Source organism: Amycolatopsis sp. FDAARGOS 1241 (assembly GCF_016889705.1).
Lineage (GTDB): Bacteria > Actinomycetota > Actinomycetes > Mycobacteriales > Pseudonocardiaceae > Amycolatopsis.
Genome location: NZ_CP069526.1, coordinates 5,039,249 through 5,054,430, shown reverse-complemented (window position 1 = coordinate 5,054,430; position 15,182 = coordinate 5,039,249). Strand labels below are relative to the sequence as shown.

Annotated in this window: 17 protein-coding genes; 3 read left to right on the top strand and 14 right to left on the bottom strand. The window is 66.3% G+C overall.

Annotation, left to right across the window (positions count from 1 at the left end; genetic code table 11):
* Positions 1 to 730 precede the first annotated feature (730 nt).
* The 9 genes from I6J71_RS24825 to I6J71_RS24785 all read right to left on the bottom strand — a co-directional run bounded on the left by I6J71_RS24825 (position 731) and on the right by I6J71_RS24785 (position 7,270).
* The gene (locus I6J71_RS24825) at positions 731 to 1,138 is read right to left on the bottom strand and encodes a hypothetical protein (RefSeq protein ID WP_204089051.1); all 408 of its coding nucleotides are present in this window, start codon (positions 1,136 to 1,138) and stop codon (positions 731 to 733) included.
* Between the two features lie 34 nt (positions 1,139 to 1,172).
* Positions 1,173 to 1,886 (bottom strand): SDR family NAD(P)-dependent oxidoreductase, encoded by a 714-nt coding sequence (locus I6J71_RS24820; protein WP_239153890.1) that lies wholly within the window; start codon positions 1,884 to 1,886, stop codon positions 1,173 to 1,175.
* 138 nt (positions 1,887 to 2,024) lie between these two features.
* Positions 2,025 to 2,234: a hypothetical protein gene (locus tag I6J71_RS24815; protein ID WP_204089050.1), complete on the bottom strand. Its 210-nt coding sequence runs from the start codon at positions 2,232 to 2,234 to the stop codon at positions 2,025 to 2,027.
* A gap of 33 nt (positions 2,235 to 2,267) precedes the next feature.
* Positions 2,268 to 2,411, bottom strand: coding sequence for a cupin domain-containing protein (locus tag I6J71_RS24810; RefSeq protein WP_204089049.1), 144 nt, complete (start codon positions 2,409 to 2,411; stop codon positions 2,268 to 2,270).
* Positions 2,412 to 2,542: 131 nt separating this feature from the next.
* Complete coding sequence (locus I6J71_RS24805) at positions 2,543 to 2,692, bottom strand: hypothetical protein (protein ID WP_204089048.1); 150 nt, start codon at positions 2,690 to 2,692, stop codon at positions 2,543 to 2,545.
* Between the two features lie 1,669 nt (positions 2,693 to 4,361).
* A complete protein-coding gene (locus I6J71_RS24800) occupies positions 4,362 to 4,829 on the bottom strand; it encodes a hypothetical protein (RefSeq protein ID WP_204089047.1) in 468 nt (155 codons plus the stop codon).
* A gap of 64 nt (positions 4,830 to 4,893) precedes the next feature.
* Positions 4,894 to 5,565, bottom strand: a complete 672-nt coding sequence (locus tag I6J71_RS24795) for a hypothetical protein (protein ID WP_204089046.1) — start codon at positions 5,563 to 5,565, stop codon at positions 4,894 to 4,896.
* A gap of 32 nt (positions 5,566 to 5,597) precedes the next feature.
* Positions 5,598 to 5,783, bottom strand: a complete 186-nt coding sequence (locus tag I6J71_RS24790; protein WP_204089045.1) for a hypothetical protein — start codon at positions 5,781 to 5,783, stop codon at positions 5,598 to 5,600.
* On the bottom strand, positions 5,780 to 7,270 hold the full coding sequence (locus I6J71_RS24785; protein WP_239153889.1) for an FAD-dependent oxidoreductase: 1,491 nt from the start codon (positions 7,268 to 7,270) through the stop codon (positions 5,780 to 5,782). The genes I6J71_RS24790 and I6J71_RS24785 overlap by 4 nt, the downstream gene beginning before the upstream one ends.
* A 467-nt stretch (positions 7,271 to 7,737) precedes the next feature.
* On the opposite strand from I6J71_RS24785, the gene I6J71_RS24780 reads away from it, so the two are divergent.
* Entirely contained in the window at positions 7,738 to 8,079 is a 342-nt protein-coding gene (locus tag I6J71_RS24780) for a helix-turn-helix domain-containing protein (protein ID WP_370541968.1), read from the top strand.
* Positions 8,080 to 8,316: 237 nt separating this feature from the next.
* Here the strand turns inward: I6J71_RS24780 and I6J71_RS24775 are convergent, their stop codons facing one another.
* Positions 8,317 to 9,213: a M24 family metallopeptidase gene (locus I6J71_RS24775; protein ID WP_204089044.1), complete on the bottom strand. Its 897-nt coding sequence runs from the start codon at positions 9,211 to 9,213 to the stop codon at positions 8,317 to 8,319.
* A gap of 306 nt (positions 9,214 to 9,519) precedes the next feature.
* Here I6J71_RS24775 and I6J71_RS24770 point away from each other — a divergent pair, with 306 nt between their 5' ends.
* On the top strand, positions 9,520 to 10,254 hold the full coding sequence (locus tag I6J71_RS24770; RefSeq protein ID WP_204089043.1) for a hypothetical protein: 735 nt from the start codon (positions 9,520 to 9,522) through the stop codon (positions 10,252 to 10,254).
* Between the two features lie 193 nt (positions 10,255 to 10,447).
* Here I6J71_RS24770 and I6J71_RS48785 read toward each other — a convergent pair whose 3' ends face one another.
* The 3 genes from I6J71_RS48785 to I6J71_RS24760 all read right to left on the bottom strand — a co-directional run bounded on the left by I6J71_RS48785 (position 10,448) and on the right by I6J71_RS24760 (position 12,148).
* Complete coding sequence (locus I6J71_RS48785) at positions 10,448 to 10,672, bottom strand: hypothetical protein (protein ID WP_239153887.1); 225 nt, start codon at positions 10,670 to 10,672, stop codon at positions 10,448 to 10,450.
* Between the two features lie 96 nt (positions 10,673 to 10,768).
* Positions 10,769 to 11,080: a hypothetical protein gene (locus I6J71_RS48780; protein ID WP_239153886.1), complete on the bottom strand. Its 312-nt coding sequence runs from the start codon at positions 11,078 to 11,080 to the stop codon at positions 10,769 to 10,771.
* A gap of 117 nt (positions 11,081 to 11,197) precedes the next feature.
* The gene (locus I6J71_RS24760; protein WP_370541967.1) at positions 11,198 to 12,148 is read right to left on the bottom strand and encodes a GlxA family transcriptional regulator; all 951 of its coding nucleotides are present in this window, start codon (positions 12,146 to 12,148) and stop codon (positions 11,198 to 11,200) included.
* A gap of 455 nt (positions 12,149 to 12,603) precedes the next feature.
* On the opposite strand from I6J71_RS24760, the gene I6J71_RS24755 reads away from it, so the two are divergent.
* Positions 12,604 to 13,788: a hypothetical protein gene (locus tag I6J71_RS24755; protein ID WP_204089042.1), complete on the top strand. Its 1,185-nt coding sequence runs from the start codon at positions 12,604 to 12,606 to the stop codon at positions 13,786 to 13,788.
* A 231-nt stretch (positions 13,789 to 14,019) separates the two neighbouring features.
* Here I6J71_RS24755 and I6J71_RS24750 read toward each other — a convergent pair whose 3' ends face one another.
* Positions 14,020 to 14,871, bottom strand: coding sequence for an LLM class flavin-dependent oxidoreductase (locus tag I6J71_RS24750; RefSeq protein ID WP_204089041.1), 852 nt, complete (start codon positions 14,869 to 14,871; stop codon positions 14,020 to 14,022).
* Between the last annotated feature and the right edge of the window lie 311 nt (positions 14,872 to 15,182).

Sequence of the window (15,182 nt, the reverse complement as noted above, 5' to 3'; positions counted from 1 at the left end):
CGTTGGTTCGCGGCGTCGTATTACGGCAAAAGCGCGATACGGATAAGGCCAAGGTGTCTGCTTCACCCAGTTCCGCCCGGTGCATGTGCGTGACTTCCCACTCGCTGTCCTCGGGCGCGGAGGTACAAGTCCCTCCGCGCCGGCATCGCGGTCTTCGCGCACATCAGCGACCGGTAGAGACTGCCGGTCGTCGCCGCAGCGAGGAGAACTCCTGCGCACCTGGAGGGAGCATCATGACCATGGCCGGTTTCCATCCCCGCGAAGTGATCAAAGTCCCGCGTCGACGACGGTCACATCGGCGGGGAACGCCGACGGCCGGCGCCTCCCCCGCGGACGCGTCAGGTCACCGCAGGGCCCGGACGTGGACGTGTCCGAGAGCTCGCTGATGAACTCGTGGCACTGCTTGGCCCGCGCCGAACGACAGGCACGCCGACTGGTACGGCAACAACAGCTCTGCGCGTGGCCGGCCGCTTCGTGTGAAGCGCTGAGGTGTGCTTGGTGTCGTCCCGGATATCCGCTGCCCGACGCTCAGGACGGTGGCGCCGCGCAGGATCGCGTCGTAGGTCAGCAGGGCCGCCGCCGTAGCCGGCCCCTTCGTGCCCGTTGCAGGGCTACGTCCGCACCAGGTCAGTGCGCAACGCGCCGCGGTGGGTGTGAGGGTCGGCAGGACCGTTGAGGGAGTCTTTAACCGGGCCCGAACAGCCGCTCGGTCGAAGTCCGGTCGCGGCCGCTATGGGCCGGCGGGGTCTTCGCCGGTGGTGTCCTGGTCGAGCTTGGAGACCTGGTAAAACGCGATGGCCCAGCCGGTTCCGGCCCGTTTCAGCAGGATGCTGAGGTAGACGTTGACCGTGGGGCGGTCGGTGAAGGAGAAGTCGACGTTCAGGTATCCGAGGATGAGGTCGTCGGAGAGGCGCCTGGTCGCCAAGACCCGGTAGTCGGCGCTCAGGCCGGGAGGTTGGGAATCGTAGTAGGCGGCGATGCCGGGACGTCCGACGCTGTAGGGGTGCAAGCCTTGGAAAATGGCGTCGTGGGTGAAGTGGGCGGCCACCTGGTCGGGCTGGTGCTTGTCGACGGCGGCCTTCCAGCCGTCGAGGACGCCGCGCAGGAGCGTCTCGGTGTCCTCGGTGTTGTGGTTCACGGTGCTGCTCCCTGGAAGGAGTGGGTGGGGGTGGTCAGTGGCCGGCGCTCATGCCGCCGTCCACGTGGAGGATCTCGCCGGTGACGAACGGCGCGTTCTCCAGGTAGACGACCGCCTCGACGACGTCGGCGATCTCGCCCATGCGGCCGACGGGCTGCAGGCCGGCGAGGAACCCGTGGATCTGCGGGTCGTGCATCGGGGTGCGCATGGTGCCCGGAGCGACGGCGTTGGCCCGGATGCCGCGAGTGGCGTACTCGATGGCGAGGGACTTGGTGGCGGCCTGCAGACCGCCCTTGGTCAGTGCGGCGAGGACGGACGGGACTCGGGAATCGGCGTTGTCGACGATGCTGGCGGTGATGGTGACGACGTGCCCGCCGCCCTGGGCCAGCATCTGCCCGACGGCGAGCTGGGTGAGACGGAAGAACCCGGCCAGGTTGATCTCGGTGATGGTGGTGTAGTCCTCGGCGGTGTAGTCGGTGAACGGCTTGGAGACGTAGACGCCCGCGTTGTTGACCAGGGTGTCGACGCGGCCGAACCGCTCGACGGCAGCGGAGATCACCCGTTCGGCAGTGGCCGGGTCGGTGATGTCGCCCTGGACGGCGAGGACGCCCGTGTCGGCGGTGGGGGTGATGGTGCGCGAGGTGGCGACGACCGCGTGGCCGAGCTTGCGGTAGGCCTCGACCAGGCCGGCGCCGAAGCCCTGCGAGGCCCCGGTGATGACGGCAACCTTCTGATTCTGCATGGTCATGACATTCCTTCGGTTGTTCGATCGAGCGCGTGCCCGGGCTCGGTGACGGGATGGGGTTGCTCGACCTCGGCTGCCGCCGCCAGTCGACTCCTCGACGGGTGGGCCGCACGCGGCGGCGGCGCGCCCACCGCGACGTGGCTAAGGCTTGAGCCCGTACCGGGTGATGAGGTCCGGTAGCCAATCGGGGGTGGCGAACTCCACTCCGTACTCGGCCGCGAGGCGTGCCATCTCCCCTTCGGCGGGCGGGCCGCCCGCGATCAGGTCGGACAGGTTGTGGAAGAACCCTTCGAAGCCGCCCGGGGCAATGACCTCGATCATCCGCGCGGGCGTCGTGCCGGCGTTCCACATCGTGTGGACTTCTCCGCGTGGCTTGGTGATGTATCAGCCCGCGCCGAGCACGACCTCGCGGTCGCCGGATCGGAAACCGATCTCCCCCTCGGTCACGATCGAGTACTCGTCCTCACGGGTGTGCCGGTGCGGAATGACCAGTGCCCCGACGGGGAAGGGGTGCTCCACGATCGACACAGCACCTCCTGTCTCGTGGCTCCAGAGCTTGAAGGCCACGCCGACGCTTCCGAGGTCCCCCTGCTTTCCCGCTCCTGGTTGCACGATCGTCAGTGGGGGAGGTGTTAGGTCGCTCATGGTGACTCCCTGTGTCATTGATGTGACGTGCTGCCGGCGTCGTCCGGCTCGACAGGTGGCGAGGCCGGGTCAGCGGGCGGGGCTTCGCGGTCGCGAGCGAGCTGGGCGATGAAGTATTCAGGGTCGTCCGGGTCGAAATGCCGTTCGGTGGACTCCACCGGCATGGCTGGCTCCCATCAGCTCGGGGGGCTGCGGCTTGTGTCCGTTGGCCGCCGTTGTCACGTCGATTGGCGTAACCCGAGGGCGGAATCTTTCCGGGGGGGGTCGGCGAAAACTTGCCCTGAAGTTCCCCAACGGGCGCCCATCCGCTCAACGCAACTGCCCGCGCCGGGCGCCTCGCCGCCCGCGATCCGTGGCGTGAGCCGGCTGCTCCGGTACGACTGTGGTGCTGGCGGCCGGTGCGGCCGTGTCCGCTCTGGGCGCGTCGCTCGGCGTGCGTGTCCCGGTCGAGCCGTCGCCGTGCCCGCTCTTGCGGCTCGCGCACCGGCCGGTCTGGTCCGCACCGTGGTCGACACTCAGGACTTCGATCTCCGTCAGGTCGCAGCGGACCGGCTGATCGCCGCCGCAGACTCACCCGAACGGACCCTGACCGCGGTCCAGTCCACTTTCGCGGTCCCGGAAGCGTCGACCTGCTCAGCACACCGACTCGGAATACGCCCCATGCCGGCCGACGGTGAGCTGATCGTCGGTCCGGTCGCCCGTCGCACCCGGCCGCCGTGAGCACGTCGCGCTGAGCCTCAGGGTGCTGATCGCGGGTGGAGACCTGCCCGTAGCAGATCCGCATGGTCCAGACAACATGGCGATCCCGAGAACGTGACATTGGCGCGGACCCGGCATCCTTTACAGATCGGTCCTGCGGAAACGGTGATCGGGCACGGGTGTTTCGCGAACGATCGGTTATGCACCACCTGGGCACGAGCCAGCCGGTAGGCGCCCCGGCGAACCGGTAGCCGACGCAACACGTGCCTACGTCAGCGTCGACGTGCTCGGCGTTTGTTTTGTGCCCGCGCTGCGGGGGGACGAGCTCGACGTCGCCGTGTCGCCCGACGGCGGCCCGACCGGGTGAAGCCGGGTTCGCCGATCTGCGCGGTCTCGTGGAGGCCACCGCCGCACCAAATCCGGATCGGCACGCCCGCTGCAGCACCGTGGCCCGGGAGCCGGCTGGCCAGCTCGATGCGCTCGCGGCCGCCAAGAGCACGCGGGTGGTTCTCGGGGGAGATCAGTGACCGGATCAAGGTGTGCTCGAGTTCGAGAAGCCACTGACCCTCGCCGCGAGACCAGGCACGCCGCTCCGGATCAGCAAGTCCTGTTCGCCGTGCACGAGACAGAACGGCAGGCCCGCCGCGCCGCAGAGCCGATGACCCTCTCGGCGCGCTGAACGCCGACGGGATCGAGCAGGAGGTGCTCCCCGGCCACGGATCGGGATCTACGACCCACGCAGTGCCGTGACGCCGAACTGCCCCGCGCTGCATCTCGAAGAGCCTGCGCCCCGGCGCAGACACCGGACCCGGTACTGTCGGCAACCCGTCGATGGTCCCGGTCGTGGCAATCAGCGGGGCGGTTGTCATGAAGAAGCGAACCCGCCGAGCATACCCACCGTTCGACCAGGGGTGGGCAGGATGGCGGCATGACCGGGAGCGACTTCTGCCCGGCCGCCATGACGCTGCCCGCGCCCGTGTCGCCCTCGAGGACGGCGCCGGGAAGTAGCGAATCGTGACCGCGCAAGTTGCCGACGCGACTGGGCCGCGACCACGCTCTGCTACGACCAGCCCGCAACCACCAGGGCACACGGCACGGAACAGTGGATGGCGGCCCGCCACGACGCCGGCGTTCTCACCACGATGGCCATCGCTCCGCGCGGTAGGACTCCAAGGCCACCCTCACTGGCGCGGGTTTATGTAGAAGACCGGATGATGGCCAGGTCGGCATCCAGACATCAGCTTGTCGCGCCGGCTCTTCGACCTGACGAAGGATTTCCCCGGCCTCTTGGTCCCAATCGAGACCATGCACAAGGAGGTACCGCGCATAGCACAGCCTGGAGCGCACATCGTTGATCTCGATCGCGAAGAGTCTTTCGTATGTCGCCTTGACCACGGCCACTGGGAGGCTGAGCCCGTCGTCGTAACGCAATACCTCACCCACCCGGGATGCGGAGGCTTCAGCTTGCACAAGCATGAGAAGCGCATCGGCAGCACGGCGCCACTCCTGCGGCGTCCAGGCTTCGCCGGGTTCTACGTGTTCAGCCTGCCTCGAATACTCTCGGGCAAGTTCGACGGGGACGTTCCACATCGATTCAGGCACTTCAGGAATAAATTAGATGGGGCGAAGAACGAGCCGCGGTCCGCGACGAGCAGATGGTGGCCGACTACCCGGTGGGCCGTTGTTGGAAGAACAGCGGCCGAGCCGAGAGACGTCCTGCCGCTGCCTGACGCGGCCGCGCTTCTGTCGCGCCCGTGGACCAGAGCGGCCACGTCGAGCCTTCCGCCTCATCACTCAGGCTCGACGCGGTCGGGGTCGGAAGTGGCTGGCGTCGTTCACATCCACACTCGTGAGGCGACCACGGACGCCAGCTCAGGACCGACTTCTTCCACGATGGCCCGATAGGGGGTTCCTGCAGGTAAATGAACACGCTCTGCTCGATCATGTACCGTGTTGTGTCCTGGTCAGGGTGCTCCGCTCGGTAGACCTCCAAGACAACCCGCAGCTGGGCCGCGACCCGCTCCTTCGTGCGCGGAAAGTTGTTCAGGGTCGGTTCCATGACCCGGTGCCACAGGTCCGTAACGAGGTCACCGACGAGGAGGATCAGCACGCGGCCGGCGTCCATCGCGTTTTCGACCTCGTCGGCGATGCCCTCGGCCAGAATTGGGCGGGCTTCGGGCAGGCGCATCCACATGAGGTCACCGAGCACGCCCAGGCTCCACGACATCGGCACATCAGTGACGTCACCGCGTTCGGGGAACGCTGCGTCCACCGGACTGCCCGGGCGGGCCTGGAAGGAGCGCCCGGGCAGTTCGACACGTCGCCAGTCACTCCTCATCAGGGCATCCTATCGAGATCGGTCGAGCATGGTCAGGCCACGCAGTAGATCGATGGGCATTGGTTCTGCTGCGCTTCCAGAAACTGGCGGCCCATTCCCGTGACATCGATCAGGTCGAAGACGGCGTCTTCCCAACCCTCGTTCCTCACCTGGACGCCGAAGCTCAGCACATCCAGCCCAATGAAGCCGCGGGCCACGAACCCCGGCGGCCCGGTCACCTTCGCGAAGCGGCCAGCACTTCGTTCAAGGCTTCAGTCGACGACGGGTGCGTGTAGATCCCGTCACGCAAATCTCCGGCGGTCACGCCGTGCCGCATCGCCAGCGTGACGAGGTTGATCAGCTCCTGCGCGTCGACGCTCAGCAGGGCGGCGCCGAGGATCAGGTCGGTCTTCGCGTCGATGACGAATTTCATCAGCCCTCGGGTCTCTCCGAGGATCTTCGCCTTGGGCATCGCGACGATGTCGGCGACCGCCTTTTCCGCCACCTTCACCGCATACCCTTGCTCTCGCGCGTCTCGTTCGGTGAGCCCGACCCGCGCCAACGGTGGCGTCAGGAACAGCGTGTAAGGGACGGGTGCGCGGTCGGCGGTGGATCGGGTGCCGAGGCCGGTGAGCTGGTCGGCGACGATCCTGCTGTCGTCGAGGGAAACGTAGGTGAACTGTGGTCCGCCTTTGACGTCGCCGACCGCGAAGATGTGGGGCTGGCTGGTGCGCAGGTGATCGTCCACTTCCACCGCACCGCCGGCCGCGCACGCCACACCCGCGCGGTCCAATCGGAGTCCTTCCGTGGCGGGCTTGCGCCCGGCCGCGACCAGCACTGCATCCACGACCACCGCGCCGCTTTCGCCACCCCGCCGGTAGTCGAGCTCGGCACCCTCGGCTGTCTCGGAGAGCCGGGTGACTTGAGCACCGAGGACGAACCGGATTCCGGTGTCGGCCAGCAGCTGTTCCGCAGCCGCCGCGACGTCGTCGTCCTCGCGGGGGAGGATGCGTGGTGCCTGGTCGAGCACCGTGACCTCGCTGCCGAACTGCGCGAACATGGAGGCGAACTCGATGCCGACGTGGCCACCGCCGAGCACGGCCAACCTCCGCGGGAGGTTGTCTCTCCCGATGAGGTCGGTGCTCGTGTGGACGCGGGTGCTCGCGGCGAACCCGGGGATGGCGGGCAGGACGGGCTCGGCCCCGGTGTTGATGACGATCGTGTCGCCGGTCACGGTCACGCTATCCTCGCCGGCGCCGACCTGCACCGTCTTCGGGTCTACGAAAGCGGCCCAGCCGGTGAGGACCGTGACCGAGTCGATCGCGTCGAGGGTGGAGAAATTGAGGCCGCGCAGCTTCGTGGTCAGGTACCGGGTCTTTTCGACGGCATCGCCGTGACCGGCACCGGTCTCGGCGTGGTGGATCAGCGACTTGGTGGGCACGCACCCGACGTTGGGGCAAGTCCCGCCGTACATCTGCGCCGACCGCTCGATCAAGGCGACGCGCTTGCCGCGCCGCCCCATGGCGGCGGCCAGCGTCTTGCCACCTCTGCCGAATCCGATCACCACGAGATCGAAGTGCGTGGAGTCCACGTTGGGCATAGCTCTCCTCCGGGCTGCGCTGTGCGTCGAGGTCCCGACCGGGGACCGATCAAATGTACGTACATTAATGTAGGACGATTTCCGCGCAGTGGCCCCGAATGTGTTGGGCGCGACAGCCAGGAGCATCCGCCGCGGCGTGTGCGGTGCCCGACTCGGCCGGCGGTTTCAGGGGTCACGGCAGCGACACCGCGAACGCGCGACTGCCCGCCCGGATGCCGCACGAGGCGGGGCCGCTCGGGATGGGGGAGCCCACCAACACCCGCCCACTTGAGCGACCGCTGTGGCACGGTGTCCCACCTGCCGTCCCCGTCATCCGCCGGCGCCAGGTCCGGGTCGTCCACGACGGACCGAACAACTCCAGCGCATCCCGCCACGCGATCCGGCACCGATACCGGTGGACAATCCCGCGGGGTCCGGGCCGTCGAACAACCTCCGTCGGTTAGCCCTGGCGCTGCGCACGGTCGTCGATCGGGTGCCGGTCATGGTGATCACGGTGTCGTGGGTGCTGGCGGTGGTTCTTGCTGCCGTTCTCTCCGTGCGAGACCGGAGCAATGCCTGGTGTCAGCACGGGTGAGTCGGTTCTTGTGCGGACCGTGCGGATCGTCGACGTCGTCACCGTGGCGCATCGCGCGCTGACGATCACGGACGTTTCGCGCCGCGCCGGCCGGCACGTCGCCACGACGTCACGGCTGGTCGCCGAGCTGGTCGAGCACGGCCTGCTGGTCCGGACTCCCGACGGCCGCGTGCAGATCGGCATCAGGATGTGGGAACTGGCCACCGGGCATCACCCACGCTGTCGCTCCGAGAAGCCGCGATGCCGTTCCTCGAAGACCTGCACGACATCGTCGGGCACCACGTGCGGCTCGGTGTGCGCGACGGCACCGAGGTGCTGTTTGATCGACCAGCGCGAACGCGAGCAGCACCAGGCCGGATGAGGAGGCGTGCACCGGGAGCCGGCCGGCGATCCGGGTGATGTTGACGACGCCCCGTGCCGAGAGCCGCTCGGCCACGGCGATCGCCAACAGGTGCCGGCGCGGGTGGACGCCCTACCCACGGCCCACCGCACCTGCGCGCGTCGTCCCGCGTCCTTCTCGCCAGGGAGACGAGGCAGACGTTCCGGGTGTGACGGCTCATCCCGGGGCAGGCGCTGATCGACCGTGAGCTGTCACCATTCAGGACGCATCCTGAACAACGCCGTGGTCGGCCCAATAGCGGATATGCGGCAGGTCGTCGTCGAGCCAGTAGGCGGTGTCCTCGGTCACCACGAGCACCTCGCCCCATTTCGCGCCGGCGTCGCCTCGGCCGATGTGCGGCTCGAACGCCCACAGTCCCGGCTCGCACGGCCGGTCGGACCTGGGCTTCCAGAAGGGCGCGGAGCGAACGTCCAGTCGCAGGGCCGACCCGACGACATCGCTCGCCAGGTAGCTGACAGTTTGCGGGCTGAACCCCTTTACGTTGAACGTAGGCAACCGCAGGCCGGGCACTCGGCCAACGCGATGGGCGATTGCAGACCCGGGGTACATCGAGTGAATGTTGAGGTAACCGTGATCTTTGGTGTAGTCGTCTATCTCCTTGTCGATCCTGCCCTGAGCATCGCCATGTCGAACCATGTCCAGAATCATTCGGCGATAGGGGGCAAGAGCCATTCTCGTTTCATGATGTTCTTCCGTGGGCTCGCCGAACGCGCAAGAATATCCGATATCCGCAGCTGCACGCCGGTAGATGGGGCCGATGTCGAGGATTACCGCATCACCACGCTTCAACCGACGGCCGCTCGGCCGGTAATGTCCACTGAAATGAGCCATTTTGCTGTCGAACAGGTCTCGTAATCGATGTGGAAGCGGCGGAAAGTCCTGGAACCGAGTTCGATCACCGAACCAAACGAAGCCGTAGTGGAAGAAGTGAGAAACGCCGCGCGCACGCAGCCAGTGCTCGAGCATCGCGGCCGCTTGCTGCTCGGTGATTCCTTCGTGCAATTGGGCTTCGATCGAGAGAGTCGCGTCGAAGGCGAGGCGTTGAGCCGCCTTGAACGCTGCGAGTTCTTCGTCGGTGAACAGTTCGCGGGTCAAGATGCAATGCCTCCAGTGGTGGCGTCGAGGTGGATCGAGCTCCAGCGTCTTCGTGCCCTGTGCGGTGCAGAAGTACAGAACTGGACGACAAACCCACAGATCTGGACAGCGGCTGTCCGCATTTTCAACCCTGGGTGGGCAAGTCCGAATCCGTGGGCTACTCGTCACTCACGGCCTTGGCGACACCTTCATGATCACCAACACTGGAAGCAGCCAATCCCTGTCCCACTTCCATCTTCTGGAGCCATCGTGTGCGCAAGCGGCGACGCAGCAAGTGGATCGACCTCGGCGCCCCCGTCGCCGGCGATGGTCAGCTACGAATGGGTCTGCGAAACGAACGGCGTCTTGACCCGCGCCGAGCGTTCAATCGTCCGAACTGGCATGAGAAGATTCATTCTGGAGACGATCCGCGGTATCGTCACCCGTTCGAAGAACGGGACACGATCGACAACAACTTTGTTTCCGTCGGTTCCAGACACGGAAGTTGCGAGTACTGCCATCGAAATGGCCAAAAACCAAGGCGTCACGCTGCTCTTCCACGGCTATCGAACTTGGCTGCTCGGAACAGCATTGTCCCAGGTTGACCAAACCAGCGTCGACTCCGAACTGCTGTTCGTGACGTCACTTCTGCACGACTCGGGAATGCTGGTCAGCGTGCCGGGGGAGGATTTCACCCGTCGATCCGCGGACAACGTCCTTGATGTTTTCGACCGCGCCGGCGCGCCGCGCCGTAGAGCCCTCCAAGCCGCGGATGCCGTGGTCGCGCACGCGACACCTGGCCTGGAGGTGTCCACGGACACGATCGGCTACTACGTCCAATGCGGTGCCATGGCTGATCTTGCCGGCATCCGCAGGTGGCACCTGCCGCCCGGCGCGATTAATCAAGCCTATGCCCTTTACCCGTCGCACGACATCCACCGAACTCTTTCGGCACTGGCGCGTCGAAACGCCGAAGAAGTACTCGACAGCCGACTGTCGGTGCTCGTTCCGAAACCACTGAGCAACGTTATTCGATTGGCTCTGAACTTCTCAACGGCATAATCCCGGCTCGGGTCAACGTTCCGAGGAACCCGATCAGCTGCTCAGTATGCCGTTTCGTCGGGGAACCGTCGGGCATCTATGGGACCGTCCTGCTCTCCGGCGCGAGGGGTGTCAGACTTACAGTGTGGCGCGCGCCTCATCGCGCCGAGGGGGATCAAGCTTCCTTTGTCGGAACCGGTGAGGTGTGCACCACTCACTCGGGCCAGGCGTTGTTCTTCATGATATCGACGAAGTCGCCCCGCTTGAAGGATGAGTCGAAATGCGCCAAGACATCGTCATTCATGGTGCCGAATGTGGTGTCAGGCCGGTCGGCCATCCCGTGGTAGAAGGCCTTCAGGATCTTGTTCTTGAAGCCAGGTCGGGGATGCGCTCCGACGACATCAGCACGCTGGGTTTCAGTGATCTCGCGAAGATCCAAGCCGAGCACATCAGTCTCGACGCGGAGCGTGACGACCGCTACCTCAGGACTCAGCCTCGCGGGAATTTCCGGCGTCGTGTGCAGAGCGATGCCGAGTCATACCTGTTCTGCTGTCCTTTCAGGCACCCCCGTGGTCCAGAAGAAAGCGCTTGGCCACGTCGGCGCCATCGATTTCGAACCGCTGGTCCCTATTTCGGTATGCGGACGTGGGTCGTGAAACATTCCACCGAAGTAGGCCAGCTCAGGGTCGGCCTCGATTCCCCGCGCGGCGGCTTTGAGTGATCCCCACGGAAAGGCCCGGCGTGAGTGGTTGTAGAGGTTTTCGTCGGTGGCGTCCCGCACAAGGGTGGTTGCTTCCCGCACCATGACGGTGTCGGGGATGGTAATTCCTGCGATTACTTCGGACATCGCGTCTCCGAATGGTCGCCTCGGCTGAACTTTCCCCAGTCTTTCGAAGGATACCGACCCGCTGAAGCGAGAAACCTGGACTTTCTTCCCGCAGATAGGGGCAGGCGAGCCAGGCTTCTACGACCTGGTACGCGGTGTAGCACTCTTGAACCGGTCGCGATACTGACTCGGCGATACCCCTAACCGGGCCACAAAGGTTCGGCGCATTGATTCCGGACTCCCGAAACCCGCGCCCGCTGCCGCCTCTTCGACGTTATGTCCTGAGTCCAGCAGCGACTTGGCGTGGTCAATTCGCACCTTCTCGACGTACCGTGCAGGCGTCAGGCCGAACTCCGTCTGGAAGAGCCGTATGAGGTGACGCTGACTCACCCCGACCCGCCCGGCGAGACGGCTGGCACTGTGATCCAAACCAGGCTCTGCGGAAATGAGATCGACAACCTCTCGCAGCGTCGGCGTCCGTGCGGGCCTGATTTCCAGGGGGGCGGAGAACTGCGACTGGCCGCCCGGGCGTTGCATGAACACGACGAGACTCCGGGCAACGGCGCGCGCGATGTCGGGGCCGTTGTCGGCCTCGACCAACGCCAGTGCAAGGTCGATACCGGCCGACACGCCCGCCGACGTGAACACGTCCCGGTCTTCGACGAAGAGAGCGTCCGGCAGGACGTCGACTTCCGGGAAAGCGCGAGCAAAAAGCTCCGCATGTCGCCAATGGGTAGTTGCCCGATGCCCGGACAACGCGCCCGCGGTCGCCAGTGCGAATGAGCCCGTGCAGATGGAAACGAGACGGCGCGTGCGCTCGCGAAGCAACCGGATGGCAGCCACGAGATCAGGCTCAATGGGGGCGCCGACGAGGACATCGCCGCCGCAGACCACGACTGTGTCCGCGCGCGACACGCTCGCCGCGGGACCATTGACAGGCATGGTCAAACCGGTCGAGGTGGCAACGGCTTCACCGGAGGGCGACACATAGCACAACGAGTAGTGCGCTCCGAAGAGGTTCGCTTCGGCGAAGACCTCGGCCGGCCCCGCCACGTCCAGGCTTTTCACCCCTTCGAAGACGACGAACACCACTTTCCTCGAGCTGGGCACTGTCGTGACCTCGCAATCGTCGAACCTACGCCCAGTTCCGAAGCGCCGGGTCGTCCTGAAGCGTTTCATCCTTGGCTCCCGGTGCCGACCTGATGTCAGGATCTGTGGGTTCTTGGTCAGTTCTTGATCTGCACCACAGTTCAGCACTCCGGCAAGCTGAACACCCCAGTGCGTTCGGCTGACCTCACCCGGGTCGGTCTGGTTCGAGGCAGGGTTGCCTCCGGCCGCGGAGATCACCATCTGCCGCGGCGTCCACCCGTTGTTCAGAGGCAGGAGAAGGTGTCCACTTCGGATCTCGAGTCGGACCGATCGGTGAGGTGGACCAACAGTTTCTCGGTTCGGCAGCCCACGGCGGCCGTTCGGCGGCACCAGCCGTTTCGACCTTTACGATCAGCTCGCGGCGGCCAGGTCTACCCGTGCTGAGGGGCGCCGACATGACCACGCAGCTCGCCGCGAGGCGCGCTCTCGGCCGCTGGCTCGCCGGTGGTGCCCTCGTGGCCGTCACCGCCGGCCTCGCCTTCGTGCTCGCCGAGGCCAGCGGTTCGCTGCCGCACGTGCTGCCGGGCTACGACACGTGGCAGGAGCGGGCGTACGCTGGGATTCCGCAATTCCTGCGCTGGTGCCTCGGCGACACGACCGAGGCGCAGTCCTTCAAAACCGATCTCGGTGGGTTCGGTCTGCTCGCCGGCGGCTGGATCGCCCACGTGGCGGCAAACCGGCGCCGCCGCTGGGCCGGATTCCCGATCGCCGCCGGCACCGGGCTGTGGCCGTGGCTCACCGGATCGGCACTGCTCGGGCTGCTGCTGTCGAACCTCGCGTGGGGCTGGACGATCCCAGCGACGGGCGTGTGGCAGCCGACGTTCGTCGCGTTCGTGTCGGTCCCGCCTGCGGTCGTGCTGACCTACGGGCCACACTGGCAGGTGGCCCTCACCGGTGCGGTCCTCGGCGCCATGCTGACGACGCCGATCGCGATCGGACTGGTGCAGTTCGGGTGCTACCCACTGGGGCTGCCGACATCGATCGGCACCGCCGGCGCAATGTGGCTCAGTGCACTGCCCGCGTTCGCCCTTTGCCGGGTGCTCCCGTGGTTCCCCCGGCCGCGGGCAGCCACTCCCGCTCCTGTCGATTCGCCGTGCCAGGAACCCGCGTGGGTCGTGCGCCGCGTGCTGGCCGACTTCACCGAAGCACCGTTCCACGGCAACGAAATCGCCTCGGCCGGGCTGCTCATCGGTACGCTTGTGACGTACTTGCTGAACCCGCTGACCCCGGTGCACGGCGACCCGCTGCTCCCGGCACTGCTCACCGCGCAGGTCCTGACCTCCACGCTCGGCGTCCTGATCCACCGTCGGCAGTGGGTACGCCACGGCTGGTACCCGACTTTCGTTCCCCTGGTCTCCGTCGCGCCGGCCGTGGTGCTCGCCTACGGCCCCACCGTGCAGGCGATCGTGGGCGGCGCAGTCCCAGGTGCGATCCTCGCCCCGCCCCTCGCTGCGTATGTATCACGAAAGCTGCCGGATGGGGTCCACCCGTTCGTGGGCAACGTCGTTTCCATGACGGTGTGCACGACAGCGGTAGTCCCGGCCCTCGGGTTGCTCCCCGGATTCACCCGCTGGAACTGAGTCCACCTGGCCCAGCGTCGCCCCCTGCTGGATCGAACTGTTTCTCGACGACCTGAAGCTCCGGTTCGACGAACTGTGGCCAGAGGGCTCACCGGGCCGTCCCAAGATGATGTCCATCGGCCTTCAGCCCGCCTGGTGAGGCTCGGTGAACGGGTTCCCTGAATTTCGTTGTAGGTCAACGACCAGGGAACCACGAGATGCCGAACTCCGTTGACCTCGAGGTAGTGCGGATCAGAAGACGATGTCGGCGAGCCGGGCCAGCTCGGCCAACTCGTCCGTGCCCGGGATGAAGATCACCTCGTCGGCGCCCAGCTCGTCGTACTGCTTGGCGGCTTCCCGCACTGTGTCAGCGGTGGTGGCGGTCCCGCTCACCACGAGGCCTGCGTACTCGGGTGTGACCGAGTAGTAGTCGTCGATGTTCGCGCGGCCCAGTTCGGTGTCGCCAAGCGTGAAATACGCGAGGCCGACCAGTCGCGGCGAGCCCTCGCGGCCCGCATCCCGCCAGGCAGCGCGGGCGGCCTCGAACGGCTGCGCGACCATCGACGCAGGCACGGCCGGACCGATGTAACCCTCGCCCCAGCGTGCCATTCGCTCGAGGGCGACCGGCGAAGCGGCACCGAACATCAGCGGCACTTCGCGGGTGCCCTGCGGAACGGCCGGGTTGAGGTCGCCGCCCACGTTCGCCCCGCGCCACACGTCGCGGTAGATCTCCAGATCCCGATCGAACCGCCTACCGCGTCCCCGCGCGCCGAAGCCATCCGCGACAAAGTCGTCCTCGCGCAAGCCGACGCCGACGCCGACGGTAAGGCGACCGCCGGACACACCGTCGATGCTCGCGATCTCCTTGGCCAGCAGGGTCGCGGGCCATACCGGGCCGAGCAGTACCGCACTGAGCAGACCGACGGTCCTCGTCGCCCCCGCAGCCGTTGCCAAGGCGACCGTGTCCATGACACCCGGGTAGGCGATCCGGCCGAAGGTGCCCAGCGTCGAGAAACCGGCCTGCTCGGCCCGAGCAGCCCAGGCGGGAATCACGGCGGGATTGACATTCCGCACCTGGTTGGGCAGGCCGATACCGATCTTCATTCAAACTCCTGTGGGTTCTTGATCATCTGATGTCCATGTCGGTGGCGGTGACATCGGATGGCAATTCGGCCGTAGCCGAAGGCTCACCAGGAACTCTAGCCATATGTCCGGACTACAACGTCCAGTTCAGGGGCTGCACTGCCCTCGATTACGCATGAACGTGCCCAGTTCGACCCTGTGAATTTGTGGTCCTTGTAGTCCCTTTGATTCTCGCGGTCCAGGCGCCTGCTTGTCGACGGGTGTCCTTGATCTCGCGCCAGCGCGGGCGAGGGGTTCGGTCCAGGGCGGCAGAGCGCGCACCGGCCGGTCCT

Excerpts from the sequence above, each read along its gene's own strand:
- I6J71_RS24750 (WP_204089041.1), bottom strand. The coding sequence starts at position 14,871 with ATGAAGATCGGTATCGGCCTGCCCAACCAGGTGCGGAATGTCAATCCC.
- I6J71_RS24755 (WP_204089042.1), top strand. The coding sequence starts at position 12,604 with ATGACCACGCAGCTCGCCGCGAGGCGCGCTCTCGGCCGCTGGCTCGCC.
- I6J71_RS24795 (WP_204089046.1), bottom strand. The coding sequence starts at position 5,565 with ATGAGGAGTGACTGGCGACGTGTCGAACTGCCCGGGCGCTCCTTCCAG.
- I6J71_RS24815 (WP_204089050.1), bottom strand. The coding sequence starts at position 2,234 with ATGTGGAACGCCGGCACGACGCCCGCGCGGATGATCGAGGTCATTGCC.
- I6J71_RS48780 (WP_239153886.1), bottom strand. The coding sequence starts at position 11,080 with ATGTCCGAAGTAATCGCAGGAATTACCATCCCCGACACCGTCATGGTG.
- I6J71_RS24785 (WP_239153889.1), bottom strand. The coding sequence starts at position 7,270 with ATGCTCCTGGCTGTCGCGCCCAACACATTCGGGGCCACTGCGCGGAAA.
- I6J71_RS24770 (WP_204089043.1), top strand. The coding sequence starts at position 9,520 with ATGGTCAGCTACGAATGGGTCTGCGAAACGAACGGCGTCTTGACCCGC.
- I6J71_RS24805 (WP_204089048.1), bottom strand. The coding sequence starts at position 2,692 with ATGCCGGTGGAGTCCACCGAACGGCATTTCGACCCGGACGACCCTGAA.
- I6J71_RS24820 (WP_239153890.1), bottom strand. The coding sequence starts at position 1,886 with ATGACCATGCAGAATCAGAAGGTTGCCGTCATCACCGGGGCCTCGCAG.